At 42.8% G+C, this 22,415-nt stretch carries 13 protein-coding genes; 11 read left to right on the top strand and 2 right to left on the bottom strand.

Annotated features, from left to right (window positions below):
• Positions 1–571: 571 nt before the first annotated feature.
• From gcvT to ORJ01_RS02150, 7 genes are all read left to right on the top strand, one after another.
• Complete coding sequence (gene gcvT, locus ORJ01_RS02180) at positions 572–1,651, top strand: glycine cleavage system aminomethyltransferase GcvT (protein WP_306176823.1); 1,080 nt, start codon at positions 572–574, stop codon at positions 1,649–1,651.
• 60 nt (positions 1,652–1,711) lie between these two features.
• A complete protein-coding gene (gcvH, locus tag ORJ01_RS02175) occupies positions 1,712–2,098 on the top strand; it encodes a glycine cleavage system protein GcvH (protein WP_226750726.1) in 387 nt (128 codons plus the stop codon).
• Positions 2,099–2,403: 305 nt separating this feature from the next.
• Complete coding sequence (gene gcvP / locus ORJ01_RS02170; RefSeq protein ID WP_306176822.1) at positions 2,404–5,295, top strand: aminomethyl-transferring glycine dehydrogenase; 2,892 nt, start codon at positions 2,404–2,406, stop codon at positions 5,293–5,295.
• A gap of 369 nt (positions 5,296–5,664) precedes the next feature.
• The gene (locus tag ORJ01_RS02165; RefSeq protein WP_306176821.1) at positions 5,665–6,417 is read left to right on the top strand and encodes a glycosyltransferase family 2 protein; all 753 of its coding nucleotides are present in this window, start codon (positions 5,665–5,667) and stop codon (positions 6,415–6,417) included.
• Positions 6,418–6,541: 124 nt separating this feature from the next.
• Positions 6,542–7,180 carry a TVP38/TMEM64 family protein gene (locus ORJ01_RS02160; protein ID WP_306176820.1) on the top strand — a complete coding sequence of 213 codons (639 nt, stop codon included), beginning with the start codon at positions 6,542–6,544 and terminating at the stop codon, positions 7,178–7,180.
• Positions 7,177–8,913: a glycosyltransferase family 39 protein gene (locus tag ORJ01_RS02155; protein WP_306176819.1), complete on the top strand. Its 1,737-nt coding sequence runs from the start codon at positions 7,177–7,179 to the stop codon at positions 8,911–8,913. Before ORJ01_RS02160 ends, ORJ01_RS02155 begins: the two co-directional genes overlap by 4 nt.
• A 552-nt stretch (positions 8,914–9,465) precedes the next feature.
• A complete protein-coding gene (locus ORJ01_RS02150; RefSeq protein ID WP_306176818.1) occupies positions 9,466–10,410 on the top strand; it encodes a RimK family alpha-L-glutamate ligase in 945 nt (314 codons plus the stop codon).
• Between the two features lie 269 nt (positions 10,411–10,679).
• Here ORJ01_RS02150 and ORJ01_RS02145 read toward each other — a convergent pair whose 3' ends face one another.
• Positions 10,680–12,341: a diguanylate cyclase gene (locus ORJ01_RS02145; RefSeq protein ID WP_306176817.1), complete on the bottom strand. Its 1,662-nt coding sequence runs from the start codon at positions 12,339–12,341 to the stop codon at positions 10,680–10,682.
• Between the two features lie 339 nt (positions 12,342–12,680).
• Positions 12,681–15,533: an EAL domain-containing protein gene (locus tag ORJ01_RS02140; protein ID WP_306176816.1), complete on the bottom strand. Its 2,853-nt coding sequence runs from the start codon at positions 15,531–15,533 to the stop codon at positions 12,681–12,683.
• A gap of 806 nt (positions 15,534–16,339) precedes the next feature.
• Here ORJ01_RS02140 and ORJ01_RS02135 point away from each other — a divergent pair.
• The 4 genes from ORJ01_RS02135 to ORJ01_RS02120 all read left to right on the top strand — a co-directional run bounded on the left by ORJ01_RS02135 (position 16,340) and on the right by ORJ01_RS02120 (position 22,124).
• Complete coding sequence (locus ORJ01_RS02135; protein WP_306176815.1) at positions 16,340–17,494, top strand: porin; 1,155 nt, start codon at positions 16,340–16,342, stop codon at positions 17,492–17,494.
• Positions 17,495–17,503: 9 nt separating this feature from the next.
• Positions 17,504–17,899 (top strand): phosphate ABC transporter substrate-binding protein, encoded by a 396-nt coding sequence (locus ORJ01_RS02130; RefSeq protein WP_226750773.1) that lies wholly within the window; start codon positions 17,504–17,506, stop codon positions 17,897–17,899.
• A 43-nt stretch (positions 17,900–17,942) separates the two neighbouring features.
• Positions 17,943–19,553, top strand: a complete 1,611-nt coding sequence (locus ORJ01_RS02125) for a methyl-accepting chemotaxis protein (protein WP_306176814.1) — start codon at positions 17,943–17,945, stop codon at positions 19,551–19,553.
• A 525-nt stretch (positions 19,554–20,078) separates the two neighbouring features.
• Complete coding sequence (locus ORJ01_RS02120) at positions 20,079–22,124, top strand: amidohydrolase family protein (protein ID WP_306176813.1); 2,046 nt, start codon at positions 20,079–20,081, stop codon at positions 22,122–22,124.
• Positions 22,125–22,415 lie beyond the last annotated feature (291 nt).

Below are 22,415 nucleotides of genomic sequence, written 5' to 3'. Positions count from 1 at the left end.
GAAACCCATTATTTCTAAAGGGTAACCTCGTTATTTGTCAGAGGAGGTGGTTTAAGGCTGACAACAAAGAGCCAACTATTAAAGTGGGCTTTAACTTTTAAACGACTTATTTAACCCCATTAAACGACTTATTTCATGGGATTACTTGAACAGCGATTAAGCAGCGTTGTATAGCTACTATCTAAGAACACATTAAAATTTTTAGATGATTGATCAATTAACACTGCAACGAGCTTATTGTTGGTTAAATCAATCTGAGCAAATGCAATATAGTTTATTTAATCCCGCTACAAGCCGCTAGCTGCAACAGGCTCACGCATTTGGACGGCGGCTCAGTGAGCTTGGATCTCACACTAGTCATAAATTTCGCCTTAGATTTTTTGGTAAGTGGGTTTGATTCATTACAAAAAGTAATCCAAATTGGGCTGTTTACCCAAGGGGCCTTGCGGTATAATCCAGCAGTATTTTTTAGTCCAAGCTGCAGGGTTGTTGCGTAACAGGCTGAAATTTAAGGCCTTTTGCTGCGATGGTTTTTCTGCTGCTGACCCTCACACTAAGTAGGAAAAAAATAATGGCTCAAAAAACCGTGTTACACGCCAGCCACCTCGCTGCCGGTGCCAAGATGGTCGATTTCTTTGGCTGGGATATGCCGATTAACTACGGCTCACAGATCGAAGAACACCACGCCGTGCGTCAAGACGCTGGCATGTTTGATGTGTCGCACATGACCATCGTTGACATAACCGGTGCCAACACGCGTCAATTCCTGCGTTATTTAGTCGCCAATGATGTCGCCAAATTAACCGTGCCAGGTAAAGCCTTATACACCGGTATGTTGAATGCAGACGGTGGTGTGATTGACGATTTAATCGTGTATTTCCTGCAAGAAGACTTCTTCCGTTTAGTGGTTAATTCGGCTACCCGCGAAAAAGATCTGGCGCACATCAATGCGCAAGCTAAAGCCTTCGACGTGATGGTTACAGAGCGTCCAGAATTCGCGATGATTGCCGTACAAGGCCCAAATGCTAAAGCTAAAGTAGCCACTTTATTAAATGACAGCCAACTGGCTGCCGTTGCCGGCATGAAGCCCTTCTTTGGTGTGCAAGCAGGCGATTTATTTATTGCGACCACCGGTTACACTGGCGAAGACGGTTATGAAATTGCCCTGCCAAACGAGCAAGCCGCCGATTTATGGCAGCGTTTAGTGGATGCGGGTGTAAAACCCTGTGGTTTAGGTGCACGTGATACGTTACGTTTAGAAGCCGGCATGAACTTATATGGGCAAGACATGGATGAAAGCGTATCGCCATTAGCCGCTAACATGGGTTGGACTATCGCCTGGGAACCGGCTGAGCGTGACTTTATTGGTCGTGCGGCGCTTACGCAAGCTAAAGCGGCAGGTACTGAGAAGCTGGTGGGTTTAGTGATGGAACAAAAAGGCGTGTTACGCCATGGTCAGCGTGTAGTTACGCCAGCAGGCGAGGGCGTGATTACTTCAGGTACTTTTTCACCTACACTAGGTTTTAGTATTGCGATGGCGCGCGTACCGGCTGCGACTACCGATACGGCTGAAGTGGATATTCGTGGCAAAATGGTTGCGGTTAAAGTGATCAAGCCGGCCTTTGTCCGCGCAGGAAAAAAACTGGTTTAAGCCGCAAACTGCGCGCTAATTTACACCGAACTACAACATAAAACAGCTAAGGAAAATAACATGAGCAACATCCCTGCGAATTTAAAATATGCATCTAGTCACGAATGGCTGCGAGCAGACGGTGACGGTGTTTACACTGTAGGTATTACTGAGCATGCTCAAGATCTGTTAGGCGATATGGTGTTTGTTGAATTACCAGAAGTGGGTGACACTGTAGAACAAGGCGGCGATTGCGCTGTTGCTGAATCGGTTAAAGCCGCTTCTGACATTTACGCCCCCGTAGCTGGTGAAGTGATTGCAGTTAACGAAGCCTTAGCGGACTCACCAGAATTGGTAAACAGCAGCCCATACGCTGAGGGTTGGATGTTTAAAATTAAGATTGCTGACGAAGCCCAATTAGCCAGTTTGTTAGACGCTGCGGGTTACCAGAGCGCTATCGAAGAGTAATATCGGCTGTTTTAGCTGTTGGCTACCAACCAATACAGTATTGATTTCATTATGACGCTGTTTTGGTTGTTTAATCTTCCGCTTGCGGCTGTCCATTATTAATGACAGCGCCGGTAAAGAAAAACGGCTGATAGCGAAAACCGCAAAGTGTGCTGTGCTTATTTTGATTAATCTATTTGAGCTTACACTGCGTAAGCAACCTAGTTCGCACACTCGCATTTTTTATATCAGCTGGCGTAGCAGCTTATACCTTAACTGCTTCGCGCCCGCTGTGTTAACCGCTGCACCAATACCAGGAATTAAGCATGACCCATACCGCTGTTAAAACCCTGACGCAACTTGCCAAACACGATGAATTTATTCAGCGCCATATCGGCCCAGACAGTGCCGAAACGGCAGCCATGCTGCAAGAACTGGGCGTTGACAGCCTAGAGCAGTTAATTGCTGAAACCGTGCCAGAGAGCATCCGCTTACCTGAGCCGTTATCTATTGGTGACAGCCGCACTGAAGCCGATGCTTTAAGCTTTTTGAAAGCCGCTGCGTCTAAAAACAAAATGTATAAATCATACATTGGTATGGGTTATCACCCGACATTAACGCCAAACGTTATTCTGCGTAATGTTTTAGAGAACCCGGGTTGGTACACGGCTTATACACCTTACCAGCCTGAAATTGCTCAAGGGCGTTTAGAGTCTCTATTAAATTTCCAGCAGTTATCGTTAGATTTAACGGGTATGGAATTAGCCAGCGCTTCATTGTTAGATGAGGCCACTGCCGCAGCAGAAGCCATGGCGTTAGCCAAGCGTGTTTCTAAGAGCAAATCTAATACTTACTTTATTGCTGACGACGTACATCCACAAACTATCGACGTGGTAAAAACCCGCGCGGAAATGTTTGGTTTTGAAATTATCGTTGGTAACGCTAGCGAAGCGACAGAATTAGAGGTGTTTGGAGCTTTGCTACAGTACCCCAATACGCGCGGCGATATTCGTGATGACCGCGCTTTAATTGCTGCTATTCAGGCGAAAAAAGCGGTGGTTGCCGTTGCTACTGATCCTATGGCATTAATGCTGTTAAAAGCACCAGGTGAATTAGGTGCTGACGTGGTGCTAGGTTCTATGCAACGTTTTGGTGTGCCTATGTGCTACGGCGGCCCACACGCCGCTTTCTTTGCCACCCGCGATGCCTATAAACGCTCTATGCCAGGTCGCATTATCGGTGTATCAAAAGATCGCCGTGGCAATCAAGCACTGCGTATGGCCATGCAAACACGCGAGCAACATATTCGCCGCGAAAAAGCCAACTCAAACATCTGTACCGCCCAAGTATTACTGGCCAATATGGCGTCGTTCTATGCGGTATATCATGGTCCACAAGGTTTAAAAGACATAGCTGAGCGTATCCATCGCAGTGCCGATATCTTCGCTGCCGGTGTTAAAGCTAAGGGTGTTCAGTTAGTTAATAACCACTGGTTCGATACAGTAAGTTTTACCGTTGCGGATCGTGCTGCCGTTATCGCTCGTGCTTTAGCTGCGGGTGTAAACTTACGCACGGACATGGCCGATTGTTTAGCCGTGAGCTTTAACGAAGCCACCAAAGCCGCTGATATTGCTGAGCTGTTCGATATCGTATTAGGTAATGGTCATGGTTTGGATGTACAAGCCTTAGATGCTGCTATTGTGGCTGAGGGTTCAACTTCTATCCCTGCCGATTTAGCACGTACTAGTGCGGTATTAACGCACCCGGTATTTAACCAGTATCACTCTGAAACAGAAATGCTGCGTTATATCAAAAAATTAGAAAACAAAGACTTAGCTCTGAACCATTCAATGATCAGCCTAGGTTCTTGCACCATGAAGCTTAATGCTACCGCTGAGATGATCCCGATTACGTGGCCAGAATTTGCCTCTTTACACCCGTTTGTACCGCGCGATCAAGCTGAAGGTTACTACGAGATGATCGGTGAGTTGGGTCGTTGGTTAGTTAACATCACTGGTTATGATGATATATCGATGCAGCCAAACTCGGGTGCGCAAGGCGAATACGCCGGTATGGTCGCTATTCGTAAGTATCACGAAAGCCGTGGCGAAGGTCACCGTAATATCTGTTTAATCCCAGTATCGGCGCACGGTACTAACCCAGCGACAGCAGCCATGACCAGTTACGAAGTCGTACTGGTAGATTGTGATAAATCAGGCAACATCGATATGGCTGATTTAAAAGCGAAAGCGGCAGAAGTGGGCGAGCGTTTAGCCGCCATCATGGTGACGTACCCGTCAACACACGGTGTATTTGAAGAAACCATCGCTGAGCTTTGTGACGTGGTCCACTCTTATGGTGGCCAAGTTTACATGGACGGTGCCAATATGAACGCGCAAGTCGGTTTAACCTCCCCTGGCTTTATCGGTTCAGACGTATCGCATTTAAACCTGCACAAAACCTTCTGTATTCCACACGGTGGTGGCGGCCCGGGTATGGGGCCTATCGGTGTGAAAAGCCATTTAGCACCGTTCTTACCGAATCACAGTATTGTAAAAATTGACAACACCGGCAGTAGCAACGGTGCGGTAGCGGCAGCACCTTTTGGTAGCGCGGGTATTCTGCCAATCAGCTGGATGTACATTGCCATGATGGGCAGTGAAGGTTTAAAACAAGCTACCGAGTACGCAATTTTAACCGCTAACTACGTCGCCAAGAAATTAAACCCACACTTCCCGGTGTTGTATGTAGGTACTAAAGGCCACGTGGCGCACGAATGTATTATCGACATTCGGCCACTAAAAGAAGCCAGCGGAATTACCGAAATGGACATCGCTAAACGCTTAATGGACTTCGGTTATCATTCACCGACGATGAGCTTCCCAGTAGCGGGCACGCTGATGATTGAACCAACAGAATCAGAAAGCAAAGCCGAGCTAGATAAGTTTATTGAAGCGATGATCACCATCCGTGCGGAAATTGCCAAAGTTGAAGCAGGCGAATGGACTGTTGATAACAACCCATTAGCCTTCGCGCCACACAGTATGGAAGATATCTTCGACCCAGCATGGGATCGCGCTTACGAGCGTCAATATGCTGCCTTCCCGGTGAAGTTTGTTGCAGAAAACAAATTCTGGCCAACGGTAACCCGTATTGATGACGTTTACGGCGACCGTAACCTGATGTGTTCATGCCCAAGCCCGGAAGATTACAGATAATTTGTTGATAATTGTTGTTTCCATTAAATAAGTCGTTTAATGGGATTAAATAAGTCGTTTACCGGAAATAAGTCGTTTAAAACTTAAGCCCACCTTGTGTGGGCTTTTTGTTAGGTGATTAATAAGGATACCCTTTTGAAATAATGGGATCCCTGTTAGTTTTGTCACATATCTGATATGAAAAGCTGCGAAACGTCATGAATCTTCAAAAATTACTTAACATTATATTTTAATTGGATAATTTAAGAAGATACCTCAGAGGTTCGGCTATTTGACTGTATAAAAATGCCTTAAGGAAAACTTAAGGGAAAGCTGTTTATAATGAATTATAGCTCATGATGAATAGTTGGCCTTTTAAGCGAGAAACGGATGCCTGAAACGATTTGCATTAGTGTTGTGATACCAGCCAAAAACGAAGCCGATAATATTTCGCCATTGGTGTTAGAAATTTTTGATTGTTTTTCCAATAGAAATGATTTTGAGATCATCTACATCGACGATGGTAGCACGGATGATACTTATACAAAAATTATGGCATTACATGATGCTTATCCCACAAAGGTACAACTGGTAAGACACCAAAAATCTGTTGGCCAAAGCACAGCCGTCTATTCAGGTATTCAATTTGCCCGTGGTGATTTAATTGTCACACTTGATGCTGATGGGCAAAATAACCCAGCCGATATCCCAACCTTATTACAACATGCTGAAAAAGTTAAACTCATTGAGCAAGACTTTTGTATTGCTGGCTACCGTAAAGCGCGAAAAGACACCTCTTGGAAACGTTTCCAGTCAAAAGTAGCTAATAGTGTTAGAGCCAAATTATTAAATGATGATTCTCCTGATACCGGTTGTGGGTTGAAAGTTTTTCCAAAAGCAACCTTTAACAAGCTACCGTACTTTAATCACATGCACCGTTATTTACCGGCACTTATCAAGCGCTTAGGCGGTAGCATCGTTGTAGTAGAAGTGAGCCACCGAGATCGTCAACATGGCCAATCAAAATATGGTATGTGGGGGCGTTTGTTTGCAGGGTTAATCGATATGCTAGGTGTAATGTGGCTGCAAAAACGCAATAAAAGGGTACATGTTACTGAAACCACCTGTACAACTAAAAATTAACAGACTTAAACCAACATATTATTTACCACTATAAATGACTCAATCACACTCTGATCACGTTAACGTTAAATGGTATAAACAAAGCATTGCCACTTTTGTTTTGTGCTTAGTTATCGGTTGGATCTTGACTGATTTTGATTTTTTGTCGTCGTTTAATCAAGAATGGATTGATCGCGATATCAGAGAAAACGGTATTCAAGGGCTGATCTACTTTCTAGTCATTGGTACAGTGCTAACGGCATGCGGCTTTCCAAGACAGCTAGTGGCTTTTCTTGGCGGATATGCATTTGGCTTTGTGTGGGGAACCTTAATTGCAACTTTGGCAGCTGTTCTCGGATGTTCGTTGGTGTTTTATATTTCTAAATATGCCATATCACCGTTAATTGTTAAGCGATTTGCACGCCAAACAGCAGCAATTGCTGGTTTCTTAGCTGCACAACCTACGCGTAAAACGATCATTATAAGGTTATTACCCATTGGCAGTAATCTTATTACTAACTTGCTTGCGGGCGCCTCACGGATAAATGCACGCGCTTTTTTTATTGGGTCTGCGGTAGGATATCTGCCGCAAATGATTGTTTTTGCTTTACTTGGTAAAGGGATATTAATCGGTTCTGATTGGAAAATTGCTGTCAGTATTGTGATGTTAGCAATTTCAAGTGTTCTCAGCATTCATCTTTATAAACGATACAAACGCAGCGCCGTTGAATTCAGCAGTAGCGATAATAACGCACTCAAGCCTAGTGCCAAGGAAGAGTTATGAATACCCTTAAACCAACTTATCTTCCAGCGTTTCTGCAACAAGCTGGTGCGACTAGCTGGCTATTATTTTTTGTGGCGGCAGTACTTATTTTTTCCGGTATGGGGCTGCGTGATCCCTGGCCTGCGGATGAACCTAGATTTGCTTTTATTGCAAAAGAGATGGTTGAAACGGGCCAATGGTTTTTTCCTGCCCGTGCCGAAGAACTTTATCCCGATAAGCCCCCCATTTTTATGTGGACGATTGCCTTTTTTTATTGGCTAACGGGTTCAATGCGCTGGTCTTTTCTATTGCCTAGTGCCTTGGCGGGGATGTTAACGTTGGTATTAGTGTATGACATTACAAAACGGCTATGGGACAAAAAAACGGCTCTGGTAGCAGGCTGGCTATTGTTATTTAGTCTTCAGTTTTTGTTGCAAGCAAAAACCGCGCAGATTGACGCCATGGTTTGTGCTTGGATCACCCTAGGTTGCTATGGACTGTTAAGGTATTGCTTAGTCGATGGTCAATTTAAATGGTATGCGCTTGCGTGGTTTTTTATGGGTATTGGTGTTATCACCAAAGGTGTCGGGTTTTTACCCGTATTTATGCTGCTGCCATATATTTGGTATGCGCGAAACACAGAACGCTCGCAGCGAGTTGTGCAACACCCGCTCTGGACCTGGTTCACTGGGCCAGTTTTTATGTTAGCGGCGATTAGTTTATGGTTTATTCCGATGCTATTGTTGGTTGCGCAAGCTGATAACAATGCTTATGAAATATACCGCGATAATATTTTATTAAAGCAAACGGTGACCCGTTATGCCGATGCTTGGCATCATGTAAAGCCTGCGTGGTATTTCATTACCTCAGTGATACCGGTATTTTGGTTACCTGCCATTCTCACCGTGCCTTGGTTAATTAAACCTTGGCTAGCCGCAGTAAAGCAATATGACGGCCGTATTCTCCTGCCTTTAGGGTATGTGTTATTAGTCATCGCGTTTTTCAGTGCAAGTTCTGGTAAGCGAGGTGTGTATATTTTGCCAGCATTGCCTATGCTCGTTATTGCTATTGCCCCTTATTACAAAGAGCTTTTATCGAAAAAATTACTTAAAAATAGCTTATTTGTTTTTACACTAGGTTTAAGTTTGCTTTTTACTTTGTTGGCGATTTTAGGCTTAGCCGATGTAAAGGCCGTAAGCAAATTAGCGCTGAAAATTGAGATAGAACCTTGGTACTTATTTTTGCTTATTGGTGTTATGGGTATAGTAACTTTACTGCTAAATAGAAGCTATAAATGGCTTGCTTGGCCGGTATTTTTTAGCGTGTTGTGGTTATCCTATAGTACCTATGGTTATCAACTCAGAAATAACGCTAGCACACCGATCTCAATTTATGATCAAGTACAGCTGCAATTTGCGGCACGACAAGAAACCCAGCCACAAATCGCTTTAGTTAATTTTTCAGAACAATTTTTCTTATTTTCACCTTATGCTATGTATCATTTTGGAGCGCATACGCCTAATGATCAGCAATTAATGGCCGCTTATCATTGGCAGCAAAATGAGCATCAGTATGTATTAATTGAAGAAAGCTTGCTCGAAAATAGTTGCTTTGATGTTGCACAGGCGCTGGATGTCGGTTTCGCACATCGACGTCACTGGATGTTATTACCTATTAGTGCCAAGCATGCTGATTGTCAACAAGCGGAAGTTGAGCTGAAAACTTACTCATACAAAACATCAGCTTCAAAATAACAATTTTTATATGGCAAAACGTGATTTATTAAAATCCAAAGTTGGTAAGATTCATGTTTTTAAGTGTTTGGCATGACGCATATTAATTTATTAGCTTAAATGTTGTTGGGAGTTCTTCATGTTTGAAAATAGGCCATTGACGCCTGCTAGCTCATAACTGACTTGTTAGTTATGTCGCAATATTTCATGGTGCGACATGTTGTTAATGACTTATTTAAAAATAAAGGAAATGTGAGTGCATTCACCCCTTTGATGCCTAATAAAAAAGGTTTACTGCCAACAATACAAAAAGGGTTATTTGTCTTTTTGTCGTTATCGGTAATAATGTGAGCCCTCGAATTTGAGGGCTTTTTTGTCACTGAAATTGGCTTTATTCTTGAGCAATGCAACGACATCGCTGATAAATCGCCTTTGGCGTAACAAGGTACCGATTCAAGCTGATTGAGCCATCTGTTATTTAGTGTTAAAGCATTACAGATCACTGAAGCGTTATCTTTCAGGTAAAGGCAACAAACCCAACAATCCTAAATGAGTCATCAAGGGCAACATAGCATGAGCAAGATTTACGTGTTACATGAAAACAATGATTGGACCGTGCATTTACAAAATCGACTCGATGAATTGCATTTCCCTTATGAGCTATGGCATTTAGATGAGGGCATCATCGATTTAGCCAGTGAGCCACCCGAGGGTGTTTTTTATAATCGTATGAGTGCTTCTTCTCATACCCGTGATCACCGGTTTGCCCCAGAACTGGCTGGCGCAGTAATCGCTTGGCTGGAATTTCATGGCCGTAAAGTGATCAACGGCAGTAACGCATTGCGTTTAGAGATCAGTAAAGTACATCAATACTTGGCTTTAGAAAAAGCCGGTATCGCCACGCCAAAAACTATTGCTGCCGTAGGCAAAAAACACATCATCGCCGCTGCAAACTCGTTAGGCATGGGCTCATTTATCACCAAGCATAACCGTGCGGGCAAGGGGCAAGGTGTGCAATTATTTCACTCGGTACAGGCACTGCAAGAGTATCTTGATGGTCCTTACTTTGATGCGCCGGTGGATGGCATTACCCTTATTCAGCAATATATTAAAGCAACCGAGCCCTTTATCATCCGACATGAGTTTATTGGTGGTAAGTTTTTGTATGCTGTGAAAGTGGATACCTCTGAAGGGTTCGAGCTTTGCCCAGCCGATGCCTGTTCAATAGGTGACATGTTCTGCCCAACAGATGAAAAACCGGCACAGCCCAAAGCGAAATTTGAAATACTACAAGATTATCGCCCCGCCTTTATTGAGCAGTATGAATCTTTTTTAAAAGCGAATCGCATTGACGTTGCGGGTATCGAGGCCATTCAAGATGCAGATGGCAACAGCTATGCCTATGATGTGAATACTAACACCAATTATAATTCAGACGCTGAGGCCAAAGCGGGGCAATTTGGTATGCTTGAACTGGCACATTACTTAAAAGCCGAGTTAGATAAAGTATCTGCCTAAGTATTCGGATTTGCTGACGCAATCTTAGTTCTAAGGCACACTTTTTCTGCATCGAGCCATTACATAAACCGCTGCTCCAAGGCCGCGGTTTATTTTTTATGCTTAATAGGCCAGCTTTATGATTTAGAGAAACCTGTCTTTACTCGTGGTATTTTTAACTAACTCTTTTAACCATTTCGTAAATACTAATAGTTGTGTCATTAAGGGGCTTGATTTAACTCAGTTGAAGAGATGACCTTTACAGCATCATGATTTGATGCAAAGTGCGGCTAGTCGGCAACAGGCGTGTTGTAACTTGTTACAACCACGGTATTTCTGCCTTTCTCCTTGGCCGAATAGAGTGCCTCATCAGCCAAAATAATTAATTTATCCAGATCAATTTGATTTGGAGTGGCACTTACCACACCAATACTCATCGTCACATTGCCTATTTTATTTAGGTCAATTTTTTCAATTTGTGCTCGCAGACTTTTTGCGAGTTGTTGCGCCTGATCACTCGTGGTATTGGGCAAAAATAATAAAAACTCTTCGCCTCCCCAGCGCAATGGAATGTCAGAATCACGTATCCGACTCTTAATTTCTTTAGCCACCGCTTCCAGTACCATGTCACCGGCGGCATGACCAAATTGGTCATTAATGCGTTTAAACCAATCTAAGTCCATCAACATGATGGACATTGGAATATTGTGCCTTTTACCCAACTCCCAACTTGGGTAAACAAGCTTAGAAAATGCCCGGCGGTTATACAAGTTGGTCAGAGGATCGTGCAGTGCATTGCTTTCTGCGGTAATACGCGCCTTTTGCGCTAACTTAAAATTAAAACCAAGCGAGATAGACAGCAATGACATCTCTAACAGCATGCCTACTTCTATTCCTCGAAACGCCCATTGCGAATAAGGAATAATGCCCCAAGTGGCAAAACTAGAAATGGTTGCGCCGCCGGTTCCCATAATTATGGCGGGAATAAAAAACTTGGCTAGCGGATCGTTATTTTTGAAAGCTAGGCATCCAATCACGAGCATCCAAACCGATAGGATGGTTAGCATAATTAACTGGATCATGATGATAAACGCGCGATCACCAGACAAAAATATCAGAGCCGCTATGACTATTAAACTGGCATAGATGCGCTGCCTGTAGGTATACAAGGCGGGTAAACAAGTCCGTGTATTCAAAAAGCCAATAGTAAACATGACTGCTGAGATCAAATAGCAAAACATGAGGCTTGGCATTAACCACTGCTGCAGGCTGACCGATCCAGACCAAAGCAGCCAAAAACCATGTCCGGTATAAGTGAAATTAAATGCAGTAAAGGCAAACAGGTAGATGGGGTAAAGTAAGTACTTAATTTCTTTTAAGTAAAAGTATAACGCTAAGTTGTATATCAGCAATATCAGTAAGCCACCATACAGAACACCATAAACATAAGCATTTTTGGTTAAGGCCTTGGCCATTGCCCTTTCGCTGCCCATGTAGACAGGAATGGTAAGAGGGTCTTCAGAGTTAATTCGAAAAAGCACATGAGACGTGCCCAGCGGAAATTTATGTGCAACCGACGGCATGCGATCTCTGCGTGAGCGATCTGAGAAAGGCACGTTATCGCCTGTAGATACCTGGTAAGTTAATTGGTCGGCGGTAAAAAAATACAGATCAATATTATCTAACCAGGCATTATCAATCTTTATAACGCCTTGCAAAGGTGCATCTGTCACATTTTCAACAGTTAATACCGCCCAGATTGTGCTTTGGGTAAAACCGAAACTCACTTTATTTTGAGTATTTTGAGTAAATTCATTGCGTTTGTATGCGGCAAAGGCTTGCTGCGGCGTTAAGCTGGATTTTGGGTCATCAAGTAAAAATAAACGCTCATTCACAAGCGCAATTTCAGTGTCAGTAAGTGCGGTATCTGCTGTCGCAAGCAGTGACCACAAACACAAAACAACCAGAAGAGTTGCTCTTATGAGCATTTGGCAGCGGTTCATAGGTAATGACGGTGATCCATTTTTACTCAAGGTTATTGGGTAGAGCTAGACAACCTTTTCTAGCTAGATAGCCAATAAATGCCAACACTATTTAAGTAATAGCCTAATATATCTAAGCCAATAAAGTAAGTGTTGGTAAGATATTACGCAATAAACGAAACAAGCAAAAGCCTAATTCGCAGCCACAATAAGCAGGCTCTAGACAAGAGTTTAATGTGACGATTCAGTTTAACCTAGGATCTTATCGTTTTTTCACTTATTAAAGTGTGAGACATCGATTTCTTAACATCATTCTTGTAATGCGCTTTTTTCAAAACGGTTCAAGAATGCTTCAAACTCCCTTATCGGTAGCGGTTTACTATAAAGATACCCCTGATACTCATAACACCCAAGTTTTGACAGTGCATGGCGCTGAGCTTCGGTCTCGACGCCTTCGGCAATCACAGTTAACCCTAAATTCTTGGCTAAACCAATCACCATCTGTGCGATCGCTGAGTCGTTAGGATCGATTAAGATATCTCTAACAAAACTGCTGTCAATTTTCAGCTGGTCCATGGGTAGAAGCTTCAGATACGATAGCGAAGAATAGCCAGTACCAAAGTCGTCTAGTGAAAAACCTATACCATGAGCTTTGAGCAGAGTCATTTTACCAATGATGTCCTCGGTATTTTGAGCAAGCATGCTCTCCGTAAGTTCAAGCTTAAGCAGGTTTGGATTAGCCCCTGTGTTTTTAATGATCGCTAACACTTGATCGACCCAATCGACTTGCATGAACTGACGTGCGCTGACATTGACGGAAATGCTCAAATCGGCCATTACAGGAATGTTGGCCCAGCTTGCCAGTTGAGAGCATGCCGTTTCTAATACCCAGCTTCCAATAGAAAGGATCAAACCCGTCTCCTCAGCGATGTGAATAAAGTTTGCAGGAGGGATCATACCATGCTCAGGATGTGTCCATCGGATGAGCGCCTCAACACCGACAATGCCAATACCTTCAGCGACCTGAGCCTGATAATGTAAAGAAAATTGTTTTAGGTAAATAGCTTGACGTAAGTCGGTTTGAAGGGCAACGCGTGCCGACATGCTTGCTTGCATTTGTGGCTCAAAGAAACGCAAAGTATTCTTGCCTGCCCCTTTGGCTTGATACATAGCAAGGTCTGCTTGCTGCAAGCAATTATCAATGTTTTGAAGGTTTTTTGAATCTACTAGAGTGACTCCAATGCTTGCGGTGCATTGATGCTCAAAACCATCCAATCGATAATTTTTAGCGAGCAAAGAGAGAATCTTTTCTCCGATGGAAGCTGCTTGGCTGGCGGCTTCTTCAGTAGAGGAATTCAAACCTTCAAGCAATACGACAAATTCGTCACCACCCCATCTGGCAATGGTGTCGCCCTCACGTACTGATGATTCAAGACGCTTGGCAACCATCTGAAGCAGTTTATCACCGATGGGATGGCCTGCAGTGTCGTTGATATTTTTAAACTCGTCTAGATCCACAAATAGCAAAGCTGTTTGAGCGCCACTGCGCACACTTGAAGAAAGGGCTTGCTGCATACGATCAATCAACAATAGACGATTCGGCAAACCGGTTAGTGAGTCGTAAAACGCAAGGTGTTCGACCTTTTCTTCGATGGCTTTACGTGCTGAGATGTCGGAAAAAACGCCTACGTAGTGGCTGGTTTGGCCTTCGTCATTTTTAACCGCCGTAATACTCAGTATTTCTGGATAGATCTCGCCGTTTTGGCGTCTATTCCAAATTTCACCTTGCCATGATCCATCAGCTTCAACACTTGCCCACAAAGATTGATAAAAGTCAGCGTTGTGTCGACCTGATTGGAGCAGACTTGGCGTTTGGCCTATGGCTTGCTCAGGAGAATAACCGGTAATGGTGGTAAATGCTTTATTGACACTGATAATGGATTTATTGATATCCGTTACCATCATACCTTGTTGTGACTCAAAGGCGGTTGCAGCGATCCGTAGTTGAACTTCTGCTTGTTTCCGATCGGTGATATCTTGAAAGAAACCATAGACTCTGCGGTTTTCAAAGTCAGCTCTGCCAATGGCATGCACATTGCGAAGATTGCCTTTTGCGGTGATGATCTCCAGTTCTAGATCAAATGGTTCGCCATACTTGATAATTCGATCTACGGCCAGTGCAATAATCGGCTTGGATGTTGGAGTATAGAAATTAATTCCAATTGCTATTGATGGATCTGAATCAGGATCCAGTTCATGGATATGGAAAACCTCTTCAGTCCATGTCTGTTTGCCTGAGTCTATGTTAAACTCCCAGCCTCCGACTTTGCCGATCTGTTCGGTTTCTGCAAGAAGTTTTTGGCTTTTTTGTACTGCTAATTCAGCTTGTTTTCGGTCAGTGATATCAGTAATAAACCCCCTCAATTTTGTACCAACGCCATTTTCATCACGCGCAATAACTTGGCCTATGACGTTTAACCAATGAATAGATTGGTCAGGATAATGTATTCTAAAATCAAATTTATATTGATCAGAGCCTCCTTGCGCTATTGCACTGTCGATGAAGAGGCTAAATTTCTCACGATCTTCAGGGTGGGTAGCGTTGATAAAAGTATTGAAATCGTATGGTCCTAACTCTGAGAGACCATATAATTTATCGTGGTTGCTCGAACGTGTTATTGTGCCAGTGACAAGATCTCTTTCCCAAGCTGCAACATTTGCTAACTCAGATGATAAACGTAATAACTCTTCACTTTGCCTTAGTTGTTCTTGTGCTTTTTTCAGGTTAGTCACGTCATAAAAGTTGATGATGACTTGGGTTAATTCACCGTTAAGATCAAATTCAGGAAAACCATCAACAGACACCCAATTGGGTTCTAACAGGTGAGGGCTTACTATACCCAGTACAAGGTTTTTTAAACGTTGGCGTGAGGAAATTATGCGATTCACAGGATAGTCAGCCAATGGCATAACAGTGCTTTGTTCCGTGATGAAGTTCCAAGCCGGATCAATCCCTTTCTTGCCTTGCATTTGTTCTTCAGTTAAACCGAGCAATTCGCACGCGAGAATATTGCTATAAATAATTCGAGTATCTGGAGCGTGGACTACAACGGCTAAGTTTAAGCAGCGTAACAATTCAAGTTGGGAATATTGAGTGTTCAATTCGTGCCCTTTCCAAGGTATTTGAAGAATGCCGCAATGTTACTTTCAACTTTCAACTTTCAACTTTCAACTTTCCACTTTTACAAGACGATAAAAGGTCTCATGTCTGTGATAGGTTTTTTTGCAAAATTAACTTATATGACTATAGTCAATTTGTAATTTTTAGCGTCTTTTCATTGGTTTTTTAGTTGATTCGTTTCTAACGGGGAACTTAATGGTCCTTCATATTAATTTAAAGATAGCTCAAAATTGAACTACTATAATCAATGTGCTATGGATTTGTAGCTTTTACCTCTTACACTTTAGTAAGCATGATTACTCAATTGAAGCGCTCTGAGCTTGTAAAGTAAAAGCTAAAGGCCTTAATTTTACAAAAAAACTGTTGGCATTAACGACATCACGGTTGTTTTATTGTATGAAAAATCGGCTCATAAAGCCGCTTAAGCACATTTTTGCTGGTATCTGAGACGTTTCTTTTCACCAGCATGGCCAAAAATTGTTCAAAAGTCAGTTTAGTGTTAATAAAGCATGATGTTGAAGTAACCGCTAATAAGAGGTGCAGTCTTGTTCAAGACCATCGTTGCGTTAGTGATGTTCGATCAAGCGATCACTACTATATTTTTGTTTGAAATTATGTAGTTTAACTTACAGGGTCAGAAATTAATTTTGAGAAAAATGAACCAGAGTTCATTTTAAATAAAAATAATATGCTAATATCAACAAAATTTTGCAATACGACAATTGCGACAATTGCGACAGTAACAACATTAGCGACTATATAACCAGTCAGCTTTAAAGAGGGTCATATGAAAAAAACAGTTTTATCTTTAGCACTATTAGGGTGTTTAAGTGCCCCCGTAGCATTTGCCGATGTAGCTATTAACGGTTTCGCATCCATAAAAGGTGGTATGACAACGGAAAGCGATAAGCAGCTTTATGGCTATGATAATAACTTTGATTTAAAAAATGAGAGTTTATTTGCACTGCAGGTTAAATCAGATTTAGGTGAAAAATTGTCTGTAACTGGGCAATTAATTGGCCGTGGCAGTAAAGACTTTGATGTCGGATTTGAGTGGGCTTTTATTACTTACGAATTATCTGAGAATATGCGGATAAATGCGGGTAGATTAAGAACGCCATTTTACAAGTATTCTGATTTTAAAGATGTGGCTTATGCTTATGACTGGTTGCGCGTTCCTCAAGGTGTTTATGGTCTTGGTTTTGATAACATTGAAGGTGTTTCTTTTTATCGAACAGCCCAAATTGGCGGTTTAGATTCTACTTTACAGGCCGTTGCCGGTTCTTACGACGGAGAGACAACGGTTAGTGGTTTTGAGGTAGATGCTGAAATTAAAAATATCCTTGGTTTAACTTGGGAGCTTTCAAACGGCAACTTAAGCGGCCGTGTTGCTTATTTAAGAGGTAAAGTGACTATTGATGCAGAGTCTGCGTCACTCTCGCCAACGCTTACCATTGGTGGCTTGCTTAATACCTTGAATGGTCTTGGTTTAAATACTTTAGTCAGTGACATTGACATTCAAGACGAGACGGGTTCTTTTTTAGGTTTGGGTTTAACTTACGACAATGGCGACTGGGTTTTAGTCAGTGAAATCACTCAAGTGACAGTAGATAATAGTTTTATTGCTGAACAAAACAATTTTTATGTTTCATTGGGTAAACGTTTTAACAACCTAACTCCTTATATATCTTATGAGGTTGAAGATAACGAAAGCCGCGATAATATTTTCACACCGTTTCAAGCTGTGTTACCCGCACAGTTGTTTGTACCGGTGCAAGGTATTGTGCGTTCACAAGAGCGAAGTGCAAAAACATGGAACCTTGGTGCTCGTTATGATTTTCACCCATCTGCTGCGTTTAAAGTGCAATATTCTTCTGAAAAGAACGATTCCACTGGTGACCGTATTGGTTTAATTGCCCTTGGCGTTGATTTAGTATTTTAAGGAGTTGTTATGTTAAACAAAATGCTATTAGGCACGTTGGTTGCTTTCTCTTTTTCTGCAGCAGCAAATATTGCCGTTATCGTAAATCCTGCAAACAATACGAGTGTTGATGCGGAGGAAGTTGTTCGAATTTATACAGGGCGCTCGAATGCATTTGTTGCCGTTAATTTAGCCGAGTCTTCAGCGCTTCGTTCAGATTTTGATGAAAAGGGCGTTGGTCGCTCATCCTCTCAATTAAAAGCGCATTGGTCAAAACTGGTATTTACAGGAAAAGGTACGCCTCCAGCTGAACTTGCTAGTGAAGCAGAAGTAATAGAATTTGTTGCTGCTAATCCAAAGGCTATTGGTTACATCAACGCTGATAAAGCTACAGCAGCTGTAAAAATTGTTCATACTATTAAATAAAATCAAAATCCGGCGGTTATACCGCCGGCTTTGAGGTCGCCTTATGAGAAATTTATCAATAATTGTCAAAATATGGCTAGTGATTGCATTAGCCGTTGTTGCATTCTCTGCTGTAGTGACAGTGAGTATATTGTTTACCCTTAAAAATAATGATGCGACCCAGAAGATGCAAGATTTTATGTATGAAACTGCTAAGCTATCTTCGCAAGTACGTACCAATTTTGTATCGTTAGATGAGTTTTTTACCCAGTCTGTAACGCTATCTGATCCCGATTTACTTGCTACAGCTAAACAGAATCAATTAAGAATTTCCGAAACACTTGTTCGACTAAAAACATTAAATCCTGAGTGGGCTGACTCATTGCAGCAGCTTTCTCAAGAAACCAACAATTATGCTAACTTATCCTCTGATATCGCCCAGCGGTTTATTGACGGCGATGTAGATTTTGATGTAATCAAAAAACAAGTTGAGACCAAAACAAGCTTGTATGAGTCATTGTCTGCTGATTTTCTTAAGTTCGAGCAACAAGCTGATCAGCGTTTTGCTAAGGCCATTTCTGATGTATCTGATAACTCAGAACGTGCATTAAAAGTCATTTTATTATTGGGTGGAGTCTTACTTTTATTAACAGCAGGATTAGGTCATATTATTGCCAACAGAATTAGCCAATCTGCAAAAACCCTAGGCTCGTCTCTAGCCGAATTAGCCAGTGGTAAAGGAAATTTAGCAAGCCGTTTGCCGGTAAATAGTGATGATGAGCTGGGTAAAGTTGCTATTGAGTTCAATTCCTTTATTAGTATGTTACAAGACTCTTTTAATGAGCTTGCACATGCGGTAGACCCTTTAACAAAAAGCTCTCGTAATCTTGCTTCTGGTATGAAAGATCTTCAATTAATGACAAATGAGCAAAGCTTGGATTCAGAAACGGTCAGTCAAAGCATGGCAGAAATGCAAATGTCTGTTAGAGATATTAGTCAATCAGCTAATGACGCGGCGATTTCTGCTGAAAAGGCTAGCCAGTTAGCGAAGCACGGCTTTGATAAAACGACTCATGCGGTAGATTTTTCTGAGGGGCTTTCTACCGAGATTTCACAAGCACAGGCCGTGATTACTGAATTAGCTGAAAAAACTAAGAATGTGACGCAAATTCTCAGTAGCATTAACGCTATTGCTGACCAAACAAACCTACTCGCATTAAACGCTGCCATTGAAGCGGCCCGAGCGGGCGATCATGGCCGTGGTTTTTCTGTTGTAGCAGACGAAGTTCGTAATTTATCTACTAAAACAGCTCAGTCGGTTATTCAGGTGCAAAATGTAGTGGGTGAGTTAACACAGAATGTTAGTCAAGCCGTTAGCATTATGCAGCAGGCAGTAAAAAACGCAGCGCATTCTGCTACTTTAGCAGCAGATGCAGGTGTTTCTATAGAGCAGATAAGTGGTGAAGTTCAACAAATTAGTTTGCTTAATGCGCAGATTGCTACCGCTACCGAAGAGCAAACCATGGTGGCCGAACAAATTGTGAGCAATACGAATAAAATGATTACCTCTTTTGTTAACTCCAAAACAGTGCAAAGTGATGTGAATGGTATTGCCAGTGAGCTTAAGGCGTTATCTGAGTCATTGGCTCGGATCAGCTCAAAATTTGAAACCTAAACTTGATTTTCAGAGATTATTTACCTGAGGAATGCTTAGAAAATTTTGAGGGTTAATTAAAGTGTAAAATGCTAAGAGAACATTCATGGCAGTTGCTGTATTGAGGTTAAGTTAAACACCTCAAAATGCGAATGCTTGCCATGAATGTTCAAACTTTGCATGTTGATTTCTTCCGGTGAGTCATCTTTAAAACGGCGCTTAAAACGCTAATTTCTTTTTATAAAAATTCAGAAATAATATCCATAAATACCCGCCGTTCTTTAAAGCAGGGCTGTTGTTATGGTACAAGCACATTTCTACCAACTGTCTTTTAATGAAGTGCACTAGCCGCGCAGCCATTGGTGTTTTGCGTAGTGCAGGATAGACTCATTTTAAGCGGCTGGGTTAGCGGAAGCACCGCCACCACCAAGGTGGGCTTACAGCACAGCGTTTAACTACACCTAACAACTTGTTTGCCAGTTGCATTACTTATCCAAGATGAGTTGCAGCCCATAAGTCTTTTAAAAGCCTCAAAGGAGAGCTGAAATGCGATTATTGTTATGTGGTGTCATGTTGGGCATGCTGTTTGGCTGCTCCAAACCGGCGCCAACCTCGACTAGCGAAACACCCAGCGAAGAACATTTTACGGTGATGTTAAATGGCAACCGTGTTGGGCATTTGCATGTTATGACTGCCGGTAGTCAGATCAGTATTGATTATGATTATAAAAGCAATGGTCGCGGCCCTGCCTCAAAAGAGATCCTCAGTTTAGATGCGCAGGGGTTACCCACGGCATGGCAAATTAATGGTAATACCACCTTTGGTAATAGTATCAGCGAGCAGATGCAGCGCTCTGCCGAGCAAGTTAGTTGGCAAGATGCCACCGGTGCTGATCAAAAAACGGTGCCGGGTATGGCCTTATATGTGCCACAAAATAGCAGCCCATATAGTGCCTATATTATGGCCAAGGCGTTATTAGATACCCCAGCCAAAATGTTACCGGCGTTACCTGCAGGGCAATTATCAATAGAAAAGCTGGAAAGCCTGGTTGTTGATAATAACGGCAGCGAATTAACAGTAAGCACTTATGCCTTATCGGGTGCAGATTTAGATCCCGATTATTTAGTGCTCGATGAGCAACTGCGCTTTTTTGCCTTTATTAACCCGCGTTTTATTGTGATCCGTGAAGGTTTTGAAGCAGAAGAAGCACAGCTGCGTCAACGCTCTGCGAACTATTCTACTCAGCGCTTTGAAGCGATTCAGGCAGAATTTGCCCATCGTTACGACGGTGTCGTGCGTATTCGTAATGTGCGGGTATTTCAACCAGAGCAACTGGCCTTATCTGAGCCGGTATCGGTATTGGTTAAAGACGGTCGTATTGAGCGCATTGCCCCGTTAGAGGAAGCCACACAACCGGGTGAAACCGAAATTGCCGGTAATGGCGGCAGCTTGTTACCCGGTTTATACGATATGCATGGCCATGTTGGCGATGATGATGGCTTAATGAATGTATTAGCGGGTGTGACGTCAATTCGCGACATGGGTAACTCGTTAGAGGTACTGGGTGAGTTAATCGGTAAAATTGATGCGGGTATTTTGGCCGGGCCGCGCATTTCCCGCTATGGCATGATTGAAGGTAAAAGCCCCACCAATAATAACAACGGTATTTTAGTTGAAACCGAAGCACAGGCTTTAGCTGCTGTGCAAACCTATGCCGATAACGGTTTTCCGGGTATCAAAATTTATAACAGTATGAAAGGTGAGTGGGTACCGGCGATGGCCGAGCTTGCCAAAGCGCGCGGTATGCGCGTGTCAGGTCACGTACCTGCGTTTTCTAATGCCAATGCCATGATCAAAGCCGGTTATCATGAGCTGACGCATATCAATCAAGTGATGCTCGGTTGGGTGTTGCAGCCAGATGAAGATACGCGCACCTTGCTGCGCTTAACGGCCTTAGACCGCTTACCCGCGCTGGATTTAAACAGTGAACCGGTACAGTATACCTTGCAACTAATGCGTGATAATAACGTTGCGATGGAGCCCACGTTAGCTATTCATGAGCGTTTGTTGTTATCGCGCAACGGTGAAACACAGCGTGCGGTATTAGATTATATTGATAACATGCCACCGGGTGTGCAGCGTAGTGCCAAGGTGTCGATGGTACAGGTGACAAGCCCTGAACAAGATGCGGCTTATCGCGGTGCTTACGAGCAAATTGTTAAAACATTAACCATGATGCGCGAAAAAGGTATCTTTATTGTGCCCGGTACTGATTTAGGCGGTGCTTTTACGCTGCACCGTGAATTGGAACTGTATCAACAGCTTGGCTTTAGCCCAGCTGAACTGCTGAAATTAGCCAGTTACGATATGGCCAAATACATGGGGCATACTGAGCTTGGCAGTATTGAAGCGGGCAAGTTAGCCGACTTTTTCTTAGTGCCTAATGATCCTACCGTCGATTTTAAAGCAGTGAAAACAATCAGCTTGGTGTCTCGCGGCGGCGTGTTTTATTACCCAAGTGACGTTTATCCCAAATTAGGTATCAAACCGTTTACGGATAAACCGGCTGTGCGCACCGTAATGGTAGAATAAGCCTTAGCTTAAAAAATTGCAGTAGGGCGCGGTGTTAGCCCTATTGCATTTATCTACCTATCTGCTGCAGTAGGGCGTTTCAGCAGCGCCTGCTGCAATCATCACACTGTTTAAACTACCTGCTATTTTTCAGTGACAGTGCTGTTTCATCAAGCGTCGTTCTGCAGTTGCAGTGATTCTGAGTAATCCTTCTCGTTTTTAATAAATAAAACTACATTAAGATTGATCGTATCGTGGCTTAAGCGCGTTGATAGCCCTAACAACCGAATGCAGCATTGCCGTTTCGCAGGT

The sequence above is a fragment of the Alishewanella sp. SMS8 genome (assembly GCF_030737935.1).
Lineage (GTDB): Bacteria > Pseudomonadota > Gammaproteobacteria > Enterobacterales > Alteromonadaceae > Alishewanella > Alishewanella maricola.
Note: the sequence above shows the minus strand (reverse complement) of the source record. Positions and strands in the feature narration are given on the sequence as shown.

Coding starts and splice junctions, on each gene's coding strand:
- ORJ01_RS02135 (WP_306176815.1), top strand. CDS start 16,340: ATGAAAAAAACAGTTTTATCTTTAGCACTATTAGGGTGTTTAAGTGCC.
- ORJ01_RS02165 (WP_306176821.1), top strand. CDS start 5,665: ATGCCTGAAACGATTTGCATTAGTGTTGTGATACCAGCCAAAAACGAA.
- ORJ01_RS02120 (WP_306176813.1), top strand. CDS start 20,079: ATGCGATTATTGTTATGTGGTGTCATGTTGGGCATGCTGTTTGGCTGC.
- ORJ01_RS02125 (WP_306176814.1), top strand. CDS start 17,943: ATGAGAAATTTATCAATAATTGTCAAAATATGGCTAGTGATTGCATTA.
- ORJ01_RS02155 (WP_306176819.1), top strand. CDS start 7,177: ATGAATACCCTTAAACCAACTTATCTTCCAGCGTTTCTGCAACAAGCT.
- ORJ01_RS02150 (WP_306176818.1), top strand. CDS start 9,466: ATGAGCAAGATTTACGTGTTACATGAAAACAATGATTGGACCGTGCAT.
- gcvT (WP_306176823.1), top strand. CDS start 572: ATGGCTCAAAAAACCGTGTTACACGCCAGCCACCTCGCTGCCGGTGCC.
- gcvP (WP_306176822.1), top strand. CDS start 2,404: ATGACCCATACCGCTGTTAAAACCCTGACGCAACTTGCCAAACACGAT.
- gcvH (WP_226750726.1), top strand. CDS start 1,712: ATGAGCAACATCCCTGCGAATTTAAAATATGCATCTAGTCACGAATGG.
- ORJ01_RS02130 (WP_226750773.1), top strand. CDS start 17,504: ATGTTAAACAAAATGCTATTAGGCACGTTGGTTGCTTTCTCTTTTTCT.